General features: G+C 72.0%; 12 protein-coding genes. 7 read left to right on the forward strand and 5 right to left on the reverse strand.

Features of this window, described 5'->3' with window-relative positions; all coding sequences use genetic code 11:
• Positions 1-92 precede the first annotated feature (92 nt).
• The 3 genes from AB0C21_RS22750 (at position 93) to truA (ending at position 2,815) form a co-directional block, all read left to right on the forward strand.
• Positions 93-1,106: a DNA-directed RNA polymerase subunit alpha gene (locus AB0C21_RS22750; RefSeq protein WP_131741171.1), complete on the forward strand. Its 1,014-nt coding sequence runs from the start codon at positions 93-95 to the stop codon at positions 1,104-1,106.
• Between the two features lie 95 nt (positions 1,107-1,201).
• Positions 1,202-1,714: a 50S ribosomal protein L17 gene (gene rplQ, locus AB0C21_RS22755; protein WP_500206694.1), complete on the forward strand. Its 513-nt coding sequence runs from the start codon at positions 1,202-1,204 to the stop codon at positions 1,712-1,714.
• A gap of 210 nt (positions 1,715-1,924) precedes the next feature.
• Positions 1,925-2,815: a tRNA pseudouridine(38-40) synthase TruA gene (truA, locus tag AB0C21_RS22760; RefSeq protein ID WP_500206695.1), complete on the forward strand. Its 891-nt coding sequence runs from the start codon at positions 1,925-1,927 to the stop codon at positions 2,813-2,815.
• Positions 2,816-2,899: 84 nt separating this feature from the next.
• On the opposite strand, the gene AB0C21_RS22765 is transcribed toward truA, so the two are convergent.
• The 3 genes from AB0C21_RS22765 to AB0C21_RS22775 all read right to left on the reverse strand — a co-directional run bounded on the left by AB0C21_RS22765 (position 2,900) and on the right by AB0C21_RS22775 (position 6,631).
• Positions 2,900-4,504 (reverse strand): hypothetical protein, encoded by a 1,605-nt coding sequence (locus AB0C21_RS22765; RefSeq protein WP_500206696.1) that lies wholly within the window; start codon positions 4,502-4,504, stop codon positions 2,900-2,902.
• Positions 4,505-4,528: 24 nt separating this feature from the next.
• Positions 4,529-5,737: a hypothetical protein gene (locus tag AB0C21_RS22770; RefSeq protein ID WP_500206698.1), complete on the reverse strand. Its 1,209-nt coding sequence runs from the start codon at positions 5,735-5,737 to the stop codon at positions 4,529-4,531.
• 120 nt (positions 5,738-5,857) lie between these two features.
• The gene (locus tag AB0C21_RS22775) at positions 5,858-6,631 is read right to left on the reverse strand and encodes a CAP domain-containing protein (protein WP_500206700.1); all 774 of its coding nucleotides are present in this window, start codon (positions 6,629-6,631) and stop codon (positions 5,858-5,860) included.
• A 1,234-nt stretch (positions 6,632-7,865) separates the two neighbouring features.
• On the opposite strand from AB0C21_RS22775, the gene rplM reads away from it, so the two are divergent.
• The 3 genes from rplM (at position 7,866) to glmM (ending at position 10,396) form a co-directional block, all read left to right on the forward strand.
• Positions 7,866-8,318 carry a 50S ribosomal protein L13 gene (gene rplM / locus AB0C21_RS22780; RefSeq protein ID WP_149258937.1) on the forward strand — a complete coding sequence of 151 codons (453 nt, stop codon included), beginning with the start codon at positions 7,866-7,868 and terminating at the stop codon, positions 8,316-8,318.
• A 98-nt stretch (positions 8,319-8,416) separates the two neighbouring features.
• A complete protein-coding gene (rpsI, locus tag AB0C21_RS22785) occupies positions 8,417-8,926 on the forward strand; it encodes a 30S ribosomal protein S9 (protein ID WP_149258938.1) in 510 nt (169 codons plus the stop codon).
• 126 nt (positions 8,927-9,052) lie between these two features.
• The gene (gene glmM / locus AB0C21_RS22790) at positions 9,053-10,396 is read left to right on the forward strand and encodes a phosphoglucosamine mutase (protein ID WP_500206702.1); all 1,344 of its coding nucleotides are present in this window, start codon (positions 9,053-9,055) and stop codon (positions 10,394-10,396) included.
• A gap of 46 nt (positions 10,397-10,442) precedes the next feature.
• Here the strand turns inward: glmM and AB0C21_RS22795 are convergent, their stop codons facing one another.
• Together AB0C21_RS22795 and AB0C21_RS22800 are read right to left on the reverse strand one after the other, a co-directional pair.
• The gene (locus tag AB0C21_RS22795) at positions 10,443-10,784 is read right to left on the reverse strand and encodes a hypothetical protein (RefSeq protein WP_500206704.1); all 342 of its coding nucleotides are present in this window, start codon (positions 10,782-10,784) and stop codon (positions 10,443-10,445) included.
• 20 nt (positions 10,785-10,804) lie between these two features.
• A complete protein-coding gene (locus AB0C21_RS22800) occupies positions 10,805-11,692 on the reverse strand; it encodes an HNH endonuclease family protein (RefSeq protein ID WP_500206706.1) in 888 nt (295 codons plus the stop codon).
• Positions 11,693-11,812: 120 nt separating this feature from the next.
• On the opposite strand from AB0C21_RS22800, the gene AB0C21_RS22805 reads away from it, so the two are divergent.
• Positions 11,813-12,769 (forward strand): DUF389 domain-containing protein, encoded by a 957-nt coding sequence (locus tag AB0C21_RS22805; RefSeq protein ID WP_500206707.1) that lies wholly within the window; start codon positions 11,813-11,815, stop codon positions 12,767-12,769.
• Positions 12,770-12,853 lie beyond the last annotated feature (84 nt).

Here is a 12,853-nt window from a genome sequence, read left to right on the forward strand (position 1 = left end):
TGGGGCCGGTCCCTGTGGGATCCCCGGCGGATCGGGGAAGAATCCAGAACGCGGTAGTCAAATAGCGGGCACCGCGGAAAGAAGGCACCACCATGCTCATCGCTCAGCGTCCGACTCTCACCGAAGAGCAGGTCGACGAGTACCGGTCGCGGTTCACCATCGAGCCGCTGGAGCCGGGCTTCGGCTACACGATCGGCAACTCGCTGCGTCGTACCCTGCTCTCCTCGATTCCCGGTGCGGCCGTCACCAGCATCCGGATCGAAGGCGTCCTGCACGAGTTCTCCACCGTGCCCGGGGTGAAGGAGGACGTCACCGACATCATCCTGAACCTCAAGGAGCTCGTCGTCTCGTCCGAGCACGACGAGCCGGTCGTCATGTACCTGCGCAAGCAGGGCCCGGGCGAGGTGACCGCGGCCGACATCGCGCCGCCGGCGGGCGTCGAGGTCCACAACCCCGACCTCCACATCGCCACGCTGAACAACAAGGCCAAGCTGGAGATGGAGCTGACGGTCGAGCGCGGCCGCGGCTACGTCTCCGCCGCGCAGAACAAGCAGCCGGGCCAGGAGATCGGCCGGATCCCGATCGACTCCATCTACTCGCCCGTGCTCAAGGTCACCTACAAGGTCGAGGCCACCCGAGTCGAGCAGCGCACCGACTTCGACCGCCTCATCCTGGACGTGGAGACCAAGCAGGCGATGCTGCCGCGCGACGCGGTCGCCTCCGCCGGCAAGACCCTCGTCGAGCTGTTCGGGCTGGCCCGGGAGCTCAACGTCGAGGCCGAGGGCATCGACATGGGCCCGTCCCCGACGGACGCCGCGCTCGCCGCGGACCTGGCCCTGCCGATCGAGGAGCTGAACCTCACCGTCCGCTCCTACAACTGCCTGAAGCGCGAGGGCATCCACTCGGTGGGCGAGCTCGTCGCCCGCAGCGAGCAGGACCTGCTCGACATCCGCAACTTCGGCGCCAAGTCGATCGAAGAGGTCAAGCAGAAGCTCAACGACATGGGCCTGTCGCTGAAGGACTCCCCGCCCGGGTTCGACCCGAGCGCGGCGGCCGACAACTACGGCGACGACGACCAGAGCTACGCCGAGACCGAGCAGTACTAGAACCCGATTCCGGCGGCCGGGGGGCCACGCTCCCCGGCCGGCCCGGAACCAGCTGACACCGGTACCTGATACGGCCGGTGCAGGAAGGAAACGACATGCCCCAGCCCACCAAGGGCGCCCGCCTCGGCGGCGGTGCCGCGCACCAGCGCCTGATCCTGGCGAACCTGGCCACGGCGCTGTTCGAGCACGGCCGCATCACCACCACCGAGGCCAAGGCCCGGCGGGTGCGTCCGCTGGCGGAGAAGCTGATCACCAAGGCGAAGAAGGGCGACCTGCACAACCGTCGCCTGGTCGCCAGGACGATCCGCGACAAGGGCGTCCTGCACGAGCTCTTCACCGAGATCGCGCCGCGCTTCGAGAACCGTCCCGGCGGCTACACCCGCATCACCAAGATCGGGCCGCGCAAGGGCGACAACGCCCCGATGGCCGTGATCGAGCTGGTGCAGGAGCAGCTGGCGGCGTCCACCGGCGGGGCCGCTCCCGCGGCGGCGCCGAAGGCCGAGGAGACCGAGTCCAAGACGGAGGCGGACGACACCACGGCCGCCACTGCCAAGGACGAGGCGGCCGACGAGGCCGCCGACACCAAGGACGAGGGCGACAAGGAGTAAATCCGCCGTCCGACCTTGGGGAGCGTTTGCTCGACATTCGCGAGGGCCCGCCGTTTCCATCGGGACGGCGGGCCCGAACTTTGCCAGACTTGATCGCATGGTCATGTCAGGGGGGCGACGATTCACCGGGGAGCGTGTCAGGGGAGTGCCCGATGAACGCGGCGCCTCGGGAGGGATGATCGGACGTTGCAGAAGGACGACTCGGCTGACATGACCGCACTGGTACGACTCCGGCTCGACATCTCCTACGACGGGTCGGACTTCGCGGGCTGGGCGAGGCAGCCGAACCAGCGGACCGTCCAGGGCGTCATCGAGGACGCGCTGGCGCGGATGCTGCGTCTGGACCCGCCGCCCATGCTCACCGTCGCCGGCCGCACCGACGCCGGCGTCCACGCCCGCGGGCAGGTCGCCCACCTCGTCGTCCCCGTCGCCGCCTACTCGGCGATCAACGGGACGATGCCGCGCCGCCTCGCCGGGCTGCTGCCCCCGGACGTGCGGGTGTGGCGCGTGTCGATCGCGCCGGAGGGGTTCGACGCGCGGTTCTCGGCGCTGTCCCGCCGCTACGTGTACCGGGTGTGCGACAACCCCTTCGGGGTGGAGCCGCTGCGCCGCCACGACGTGCTGTGGCATCCCCGCCCGCTGAACCTCGACCGGATGAACGAGGCGGCCCGCAGGCTGGTGGGCGAGAACGACTTCGCCGCGTACTGCCGCAGGCGGGAGGGCGCGACGACGATCCGGGAGCTGCTGCGCTACGAGTGGACGCGCGACGACCGCGACCCGCACCTCGCGCTCGCCACCGTGGAGGCCGACGCGTTCTGCCACTCGATGGTCCGGGCGCTCGTCGGCGCTCTGCTGATGGTGGGGGACGGGCGGCGCGAGGTCGACTGGCCCGCGCAGGTGCTCGCGGCCCGCGTCCGCGACTCCGGCGTCAACGTGGCGCCCGCGCACGGCCTGTCCCTGGAGGAGATCCGCTATCCCGGCGACGAGAGCCTGGCCCGGCGCGCGCAGGAGACCCGCCGCGTCCGAACGCTGAACGCGACGGCCGCCGCGTCCGCCGACCAACCCGCCACCACCGGCGCCGCCCCCCGCCAGGACAGCTGACCAGGCAGGACAGCTGACCGGGCAGGACGGCGGACCGGGCGGGGTGGCCGATCAGGTGGGACGGCTGGGCCGCTCGGCCGGGGGTCAGCCTCGGGTTCGGGCCACGATCGGGCGTAGGTCGTGGTCCAGGAAGAGTTGCGCCGCCTTCTTGATCACCGGGTCGCCGGGCTTGGCCTTCTTGCCGTTCGCCCACTGGACGTAGGCGTAGGCGACGTACCGGCCGCGGACGGTCGCCGCCGCGTACCCGCCGGCCTGGTCGATGTCGGGGGACCGCTTGCCCGCCATGCCGCGGAACCACTCGTACCGGGCCGGGTCGCCCGCCTTGCTCACGGCGATCGCGGCGGCCTTCGTCGGCATCACCGCGATCCCGGAGGTGACGGCGAGCTTGGTCTCCGGGTCGATGTAGGTGGCGCGGACGATCTTGCGGCACTGCTCCTTGCGGAGGGCGGCGAGCATGGAGCCGCGGGCGGCGTAGGTGACGTCCCGGTTGAGGGACCAGCGGTCCCGGAGGTAGGTCCGGTCGCCGAACTTGAGCTGCTCGTTCGGGAAGACGTCGTGGAACGCCAGGTCGGCGGTGTCGGTCTTCTCGTTGGTGATGTCGACGGGGCCGGCGGGCGGCTTGCTCGGCGATGCGGCCGGGGGCGAAGGCGCGGGGGTGGTCCGAACCGCCGCCGGGGCCTCGGCGGGCTTGCCGCCCTTGCCGTCCTTGCCGTCCGATCCCGACCCGCCGACGAGGAACAGGCCGCCGACCGCGGCGAGGATGACCGCCGCGACGCCGCCGATCAGCACAGGGCGGCCCTTGGTGCTGCCGCCCCGGCCGGTGGCGGGCGTGCCTTGCGGGGGATTCCCGGGGGGCGGGACGTCGGCCGGGGTTCCGGCCTCGGTGTGGTAGACCGGCCCGCTCACCTGGGGCTGGTCGGCGCCCGCCGCGCCGGCCCCGACAGGCTCGGCGTGCGGGAACGGGCCGCTGCCGGTGGGCGGGACGACGCCCGGCGGCAGGATGGCGTCCGGGACGAGCACGGGCGCTAGCGACGCGGCGTCCTCCGCCTCCTTGGCCTTCTCGAACGCCGACCGCTGCGCGGGGATGTCCGTCGCAGTGTCGGTCACGGCGCTGTCGGTCACGGCGCTGTCGGTCACGGTGGTGTTGTCCACGGCGGCCTCTGTCTCTGGTGTGCCGACCGCCGCGGCCTCGGCCCGTGGGGCCTCCTCCTGCCGGGCTTCTTCCTGCGACGCCCCGCCCTTGGGAACGGCGTCCTTGGGAGCGGCGGCGTCCTTGGGGGCTTCGCCCTTGGACGCGCCGAACGCGGGCGGGACGGGCTGGAAGCCCTCGGGGTCGGTGTCGTCGGGGGAGATCGGCGGCTTGACGATCGGTTCGGCGGGGACGGCGCCGCGGGAGTCGACGCGCGGTACCCCCGTCCCGGCGACGAGCGTCCCGGGCGGCGCCGAGGCGGCCTCGGGAACGGCGGGGGCAGGGGCGGGGGAGACCTCGGGAGCGAAGACGTCCGCCTCGTCCTCGACCACCGGGGCCGACAGCGGCTGCGGCGCCGCCGGCGCCTGCTCGGCCGGCGGTGCGGTGTCCGCGGACTCGGCGGCCCACCAGGGGGCCTCCAGTCCGAAGGCGGGGAGCTTGAGGGGGGCGGTCTCGCCGCCCTGCTCGCCGTGCTCCCGTGCGTCTCTAGGTCCAGACATAAGCAGTGAGGGTATTCATGGGGGTCACTTCTGGAGGGGCTTGCCTTCGGTCTCCCGGTAGTGCAAGGCCAGCGCCAGGTTGCTGCCCTTGACCATCTGCGTGCCGAAGACCCGGACGGCGGCATGGTACTTGGTGGGGATCTTCTTGCCGTCCGGCCGCTGCACCCAGGTCATGATGACGTAGTGGCCGCGCGCCTGCGAGGTGCCGAGCGCCTCGCCCTTGCCGTTGTTCTTGGTGATGCCCTTGCCGGGGAGCGCCACCAGGAACGCGTCCTTGGCGGCGGCGGCCTTGACGGCCTTCTTGGCCGCGGCCTCGGTCTGCAGGTTGAAGACGCCGACCGTGCCGATGAGGGAGCCGTTGCTGAGCGCGTAGGTGGCCCGGAGCGCCTGCGTGCAGCGCCCCTTCTTGAGGGCCTTCGCCAGGGTCGTGCCGCCGACGACGGTGCAGGTCTTCTTGCCGTTGACGGCCGTCCGCACGTACTTGCGGCCGCCCGCCTTGAACGTCGCCTTGCCGAAGACCTCCTTGAGGGTCAGCGGCGCGGGGTCGGTGGTGCGGCTCTGCAGCTTCACCGGGGCCAGGACGGGCTGCGTCGGGCTCGGCGTCGGCTGCGGCTGCTTGGACGCGGCCTGCGTCGGCGTCGTCTTCGGCTTGTCGTCGCCCTTCAGCATCGACGACAGCCCGACGCCGCCGCCGATGAGGAGGATGCCGGCGACCGCCGCGCCGCCGATGATCAGCGGCAGGTTGCGGCGGCGCTCGGGGCGCCCGGACGGGCCGGACGGCCCGGGCGGCATGCCCTCGTAGGAGCCGAAGCCTCCGTCGCCCGGCGCGTTCTCGCCGTAGGCGCCGCCGGCGACCGGCTCGTCGCCCCACGCGGGCGGCTGGTCGGACCAGGCGGCGGTCTGCTCGCCGGGCGCCTCGCCGCCGGGCGCTTCGCCGACGGGCGCGCCGCCGCCGAAGCCGCCACCCCCGTAGGGGGCGCCGCCGAACGCGTCGTTGCCCGACGGGGACCCGCCGAAAGCTTCACTGCCGAACGCGTCGCCGCCGGATGAGGAGCCGCCGAACACGTCACCGCCGCCCGGCGTCGTGCCGGGCCCGCTGTCGCGTGGCGCGAAAGGGGCTTCGTCGTTGTCGTGGCCGTACGGCGGCGCTTCGGCTCCGGGTCCGTACGGCGCGTGCGGCGACTGCCGAGGGGGCCAGTCGCCGGGTTTGCCTTGATCGCCCGGATAACCCATGGGTTGGACCTTACCGTTCCTCGTTCAGGGCTCTGGACCTTCGCGACACCCACCATGACATGGGGGCGAACCGGACGCCGGTGATTTGCCGAAGGTCACATCCCCGCCGAGCCGGGGCGGTCACTTCCAGCCGAAGTCCTGCGTCCACAGCGGCCCGCCGGGTCCGGAGGCCATGCCCACGCCGATGGCGCGCAGCCCGCAGTTCAGGATGTTGGCCCGATGGCCGGGGCTGTCCATCCAGCCCTTCACGACGGCCGAGGCGGTCGGGTAGCCCTTGGCGATGTTCTCCGCCCCGGGGCTGCTGTACCCGGCGTCCTCCATCCGCTTCCACGGGCTGTCGCCGTTGCGGGACGTGTGGTCGAAGTAGTTGTTGGCCGCCATGTCCGCCGAGTGCCTGCGGGCCGCGGTGACGAGCCGCGAGTCGATGCGCAGCGCCTTGCAGCCGTGCTTGGCGCGTTCGGCGTTGGTGAGCGACACCACGCTCGTCTCGGCCCCGGACGAGCCGCCGGAACCACCGGAACCGCCGGAACCGCCGCCCGAGTTCGTGCCGCCGCCCGGAGTCGACGGGGCGTCCGAGTCGGCGGGCTTCTTGGACTTGGACGGCGAGGCCGACGCGCTCTTCGGCGGGTGGATCACCTTCAGCGGCGGCGTCTGCTCCTCGGCGGTCGGCGCCGGCGACGCGCCGGCCCGGCCGCCGCGGCCCGAACCCGTCCCGGACCCGGAGCCGTTGCCGGTCGCGGCGAGCGGGTCGCTCTGCGGGCCGGTCGGGACCTCGACGGACGGGTCGCGCTCGGGCGCGGACGCGGACGTGTTCTCCGACCGCAGCTGGGGCAGGACGAGCCGGTCGATCGCGACGCCGACGCCGATGGCGAGGGCGGACGCGGTGGCAGCCACGACGATCCCCCGCGCGCCCTTCTTCTTGGGACGCCTTCCGCGCGACGAACGGCCGCTCCAGAACGCGTCACCGTCACTCGGCCGCCGCTCCCCGGGCGGAGGCCCCGAGCGGCGCCGCGGGCCACTGGCGACGAGCTCGTCACGGTAAGGGGGGACCCCGGGACGCGGCGGGACGTCACGCGAGCCGGAGGCATCACGGGGCGCGGAGGCGTCACGCGGTGCGGGGCCGGGCTGCCCGGCACGGCCGGACCGGCGGCGTCCGGCGGAATCTCTGCGGGGAGTAGTCAGCGGGGGCTCCCGGGTGCGGGCCGGCGTGAGCCGGCGTGGACCGGTCGCCCGGCACCATATCCCGAGATCGACCCTCTGTTACGAAAATGATTCCAGAAAGACCGAAACCACTACAAAGTGTGATCACTAGAGTGCTGAACGTTTCCCATTCGGCACTGCCGCCGCGCACGCCACGGTCCATACCGGGCAGCGCAGACCGGGCCCAGCCGGCAGGCGGGGTGTGGCTTGCAGCGGGTATTCGCGGGCGGGCATTGTCTTCGCGTTCACCGGCGAACGCGCCCAGCGCCGCCATCGCCGTCGCCGCTGCCACCGGCGCTAGCTCTGGCTGCCCCGGTCGTGCGTGCCCTTGCGGGTGATGTGCATGCTCTCGTTCGGCAGCATGCTGGTCCTGCGGGACTGTCGTGTATGCCGGTTTCGCGGCGCGTCGCGCATATCGTCTGCAGGTCCGTCGCGTCTGTCGGCCCGTAGGGCTCGCCGTGTATAGCGGTCCGCGCTAGTCCGGCGTGCGTGGCAGTTGCGTAGCCGGTTGTGGGCTGACGGGGGCGCGCCGGCTTGTTCTGGAAGCCTCGCATCCTGGCCTGTTGTGCATGGCTGCCATTGATACGTACATACCGGTCATACGGCATACTGGTGGTGTACTGGGCGCGCGGCCGGTGGCGCCATGGCGGCTCGTTTTGACCCGTGTGCGCGCGGCCGAGTATCCTGCGTATTTGTTGTGTGCGTCGACGCCTGCTCAATGCAGGTGGGAGGCGACGCGACGACGTGTCGGTGTGTCCCCATCATGTGCGTCCTTGTGGCCGCGTGCGGGCCCCGGCATCCCGGAGCGCCAGGTCGGATGATCCTCTGATCGGCGCGAGCAGGATTCCGCTGCCAGGTGGCACCCGTCCTCCGGACGGGTGGAGGATCGAAACCGCTGAGAGTCGACGAGAAACGAAGGCTTACGACCGTGCGCACGTACACCCCTAAGCCCGCTGACGTCCAGCGTCAGTGGTACGTCATCGACGCGACCGATGTCGTGCTGGGCCGTCTCGCCAGTCAGGTCGCACAGCTGCTTCGGGGTAAGCACAAGCCGATCTACGCCCCGCACCTCGACACCGGTGACTTCGTCGTCATCGTGAACGCCGACAAGGTGGCGCTGTCCGGCAACAAGCTGGACCAGAAGCGCGCCTACCGGCACTCGGGCTACCCGGGCGGTCTGCGTTCGGTGAGCTACGCCGACCTGCTGGCCAAGCACCCCGAGCGGGCCGTCGAGAAGGCGATCAAGGGCATGCTGCCCAAGAACTCCCTCGGCCGGAAGATGTTCGGCAAGGTGAAGGTCTACGCCGGGCCGGAGCACCCGCACCAGGCGCAGAAGCCGGTCCCGTTCGAGATCACCCAGATCAGCCAGATCAAGAAGTGACTCCCGCGCACGAGCCGATCGTGCGCAGCCAAGCAGAGGCCGCCGGGGCACCCGTCGTACGGGCCAGCCGCCCTGGCTAGAACACCCCAAGGAGAACCGTGGACGAGACCACCGGCGCCGAGCAGGCCGCCGAACTCGACTCGTACGAGGACGCGCCGTCCGAGTACAGCACCGAGACCCCCGAGGCCGCCGGCGAGGGCTTCCTCGGCCAGCCGGTCGCGACCGGCCCCGCGGCCGGCACCGGCCGCCGCAAGCAGGCCATCGCGCGGGTCCGCATCGTCCCCGGCACCGGCCAGTGGAAGATCAACGGCCGCACCCTGGACCAGTACTTCCCGAACAAGGTCCACCAGCAGATCGTGAACGAGCCGTTCGTGCTGCTGAGCCTGGAGGGCCAGTTCGACGTGCTCGCGCGCGTGAACGGCGGCGGCACCACCGGCCAGGCCGGTGCGCTGCGCCTCGGCATCTCCCGCGCGCTGCAGTTCGCGAACATCGAGCACCGCCCGGCGCTGAAGAAGGCCGGCTTCCTCACCCGCGACGCGCGGGTGCCGGAGCGCAAGAAGGCCGGTCTCAAGAAGGCCCGCAAGGCTCCGCAGTACAGCAAGCGTTGATCGACGGCACGAGCCGTCGCACCCCGTGGCTTTTTCGTGCCCGGCCCGCATGGCCGGCGCACCGGGTGCGGCGGCTCGTCCGCTTTTCCGGGTGATCTCTCCTTCTCTCTGATCGGGAGTTGAACTGTGGCTCGTCTGTTCGGGACCGACGGCGTGCGCGGGCTCGCCAACCGCGACCTGACCGCCCCGCTCGCCATGGACCTGTCCGTCGCGGCGGCGAGGGTCCTGGGCGAGCAGGGCGCGTTCAAGGGGCACCGGCCGGTGGCGGTGGTCGGCCGCGACCCGCGCGCCTCGGGCGAGTTCCTGGAGGCCGCCGTCGTGGCGGGCCTCGCGAGCGCCGGGGTCGACGTGCTGCGGCTCGGCGTCCTGCCGACGCCCGCGGTGGCGCATCTGACCCACGCGCTGGACGCCGACCTCGGCGTGATGCTGTCGGCGTCGCACAACCCCGCCCCCGACAACGGGATCAAGTTCTTCGACCGCAGCGGGTACAAGCTCCCCGACGAGCTGGAGGACCGCGTCGAGGCGCGGCTCGGCGAGGCGTGGGACCTGCCGACCGGGGCGGGCGTCGGCCGCGTCCGGGAGGCGCACGGCGCGGTCGAGCAGTACGTCGCGCACCTGCTGACCACGGTCCCGGTGTCGCTGGACGGCCTGCGCGTCGTCGTCGACTGCGCGAACGGCGCGTCCAGCGACGTCGCCCCGGAGGCGCTGCGCCGCGCGGGCGCCGAGGTCATCACGATCGGCACGGCCCCCGACGGGTTGAACATCAACTCCGGCTGCGGCTCCACGCACCTGGAGGCGCTGCAGAAGGCCGTCCGCGAGCACGGCGCGGACGCGGGCATCGCCAACGACGGCGACGCCGACCGCTGCCTGGCGGTGACCGCGTCGGGCGAGGTCGTGGACGGCGACCAGATCATGGCGATCCTGGCCCTGGACCTGCGGGAGGCCAGCGCCCTCGCCCAGGACACCGTGGTCGCGACCGTGATGTCGAACCTCGGCTTCAAGCTGGCCATGCAGGAGGCGGGGATCACCGTCGTGGAGACGGCGGTCGGCGACCGGTACGTCCTGGAGGCGATGAAGGAGGGCGGCTTCGGCTTCGGCGGCGAGCAGTCCGGCCACGTCATCATGCTGGACCACGCCACGACGGGGGACGGCGTCCTCACCGGCCTGCACCTGCTCGCCGCGATGGTCCGCCGCGGGCGCCCGCTGGACGAGCTGGCCAAGGTCATGACGCGGCTGCCGCAGGTCCTCATCAACGTCAAGGACGTCGACAAGAACCGCGCGAAGACCTCCCCCGAGCTGGCCGCGGCCGTCGCCGCCGCCGAGGCCGACCTCGGCGACACCGGCCGCGTCCTGATCCGCCCGAGCGGCACCGAGCCGATGGTCCGCGTGATGGTGGAGGCGGCGTCCGAGACGCAGGCCCAGTCGGTGGCCGAGCACCTCGCCGGCGTGGTGCGCACGGCCCTCGGCTGACCCTGCCGCCCGCTCGCGCCGTTCCCGGCCTCGCGACCGGGAGCGGCTAGCGCTCGTCGATCTCCAGCCGGCCGACCTTGAGGTGCTTGATCTCGACGGTCCCGGCCTGGAGATGGCCGATGACGGCCCGCTTCACGGCGAGCTTGCCGATCGCGACCGCGCCGACCGCCACCGCGCCGACGGCCATCGCCCCGAGCGCCAGGGAGCCGAACCCGTTCCCGGCCCGCAGCGTGAGCCCGGTCGCGGACGCGCCGGTCACCTCGGCCCCGGTCGCCCGCGCGCCCACGCCCCGCTCCGTCCGCACCCGCGGCCGCTCCTGCGCCGTGCCCTCGGCATCCGCCCCCTGGTCAACGTTCCTGGCGGCGTCACTGTCGCGCGATTCGCTCATGGGACGAGCTTACGGCCGGCTCAGCAGCGGCCGAGGAAATCCTGGAGCGCGTCGTGGTCGGAGCGCGTCACCGGCAGCTCGTACTCCTTCGCGACCGCGATGTACTTGATCGCGTAGACGCACTGGAACCCCTTCTGCGGCTTCCACTCGCCCGGGCCGGAGTCGCTCTTCTGCCGGTTGGGCACGCCCCAGACGGCGAGCAGGTTGTCGTGGTCGTTGGCGAACTGCTCGCGCTTGTCCTCGCTCCAGCGGGAGGCGCCCATCCGCCAGGCGAGGGCGAGCGGGTAGACGTGGTCGATCTGCACCTCGGCGGCGTCCTTCTTCTCGAAGGTGATCTGCTTGCCGCTGTAGGGGTCGTCCAACCGGCCGGAGAGCACGATGCACTTGCCCTTCTTCTCGACCTTCTCCAGGTCGCGGGCGAGGACGTCGTTGCGCTGGTCGCAGCCGTTGTGGTCGGTGTCCTTCCACCGCGTCCCGAACTTGTCGCGCCGGTAGCCTCCGCTGTCCCCGGTGGACGCGATCCGCAGTCCGGACAGGTTCTTGCGTGCCTTGGCCGCGTCGCCGGACGCGGGCTTGGTCGAGCCGGACGAGGGGGACCCCGTCTCCGAGAGCCCCACGTCGCCCTCGCAGCCCGCCGTCGCCAGCGGAACGGCGAGCGCGAGGCCCGCCACGGCCGCCCGCGCAGTCCTCGTGCGCCCGGTCCTGGCGCGCCCGGTGCTGGTGTGCCCGGTCCTCGTGCGCCCGGCGCTCGTGCGCGCCGCTTCCGTCGGCTCTGCCTCTGTCAGCTCGGCTTTCGGCAGCTCGGCTTTCGTCAGCTCGGCCTCCGTCGGCCCGGCCTTGGTCAGCCCGGCCTTAGTGAGCATGGCCCTCGTCCACGCGGCCTTCGTCAGCACCGGCGCCTGTGTCATGCCTTCACCGTCCTGGGGGGTTTTCTGCGGGTTTTTGCCATCTTGAAGGCAAATAACCGATCAAACCTCACGACCAGGCGTTCTGCCACATCGACGCGTCGTTTACGGCACGATTGCCCCGTGCTGCATCTGAGAGCGATCGTTCCGGCCGAGCGCACCGACGCCGTCTGCAAGGTGCTGGCGGCCTGTGCCGGGGCCACCAACGTCGTCGTGATCCCAGGCGCCGCCCGCTCCCCGCAGGGCGACCTCGTGACCGCCGACATCGCCCGCGAGGCGGCCAACGAGGTGCTGGACGCGCTGCGCGCCCTCGACGTCGACCGGGACGGGTCGATCGCGCTCGACAAGGTCGACCTGACGCTGTCCGACCACGCCGAAGTGGCCAAGGACCTCGCGCCGGGGCACGGCGACGACGCGGTCGTCTGGGAGGAACTCGACCGGCAGGTCAGCGAGGGAACCGCGCTGACCTGGTCCTTCGTGGCCTTCCTCGTGCTGGCCACGCAGCTCGCCGCGATCGCGGCGCTGATCGACTCGCCGGTGCTGGTGGTCGGCGCCATGGTCCTCGGGCCGGAGTTCGCCGCGATCGCGGCGATCTGCTTCGGGCTCGTCCGGCTCCAGCCCGGACGCATCGTGCAAGCGGTGCGGGCGCTGGCCGTCGGGTTCACCGTGGCGGTCGCGATCACGTACGTGTGCGCGCTGGCCGCCCGGTGGACCGGCGTGATCGAGCTGGACCGGCTGCCCGACAAGCGCCCGCTCACCGCGTTCATCTACAGCCCGGACCGCTGGTCGTTCATCGTCGCGCTGCTCGCGGGCGCGGCGGGCGTGCTGTCGCTCACCGCCGGCAAGTCGTCGGCGCTGGTCGGGGTCTTCATCTCGGTCACCACCGTGCCCGCGGCCGGGAACCTCGCGGTCGCGATGGCGCTCAAGCACGGCAGCGAGATCACCGGCTCGCTGCTCCAGCTGGGCGTCAACATCGCCGGAATGATCATCGCGGGGACGGTGACGCTGCTCGTCCAGCGGGGCCTGTGGGCCGTCGTGCTGCGCCACCGCGGCCGGAGGACCGCCGCGCGGGGAACTTAGGTCGGCGCCGCGTCGGACCAAAGGCTGCCCCTGATCGCCCTTTAGGGTGACGTGCCGCGGCGGGCCAGCCACTAGGTTCGACGG

It is taken from the genome of Spirillospora sp. NPDC049024 (assembly GCF_040649235.1).
In the GTDB taxonomy this organism is placed as follows: Bacteria; Actinomycetota; Actinomycetes; order Streptosporangiales; family Streptosporangiaceae; genus Spirillospora.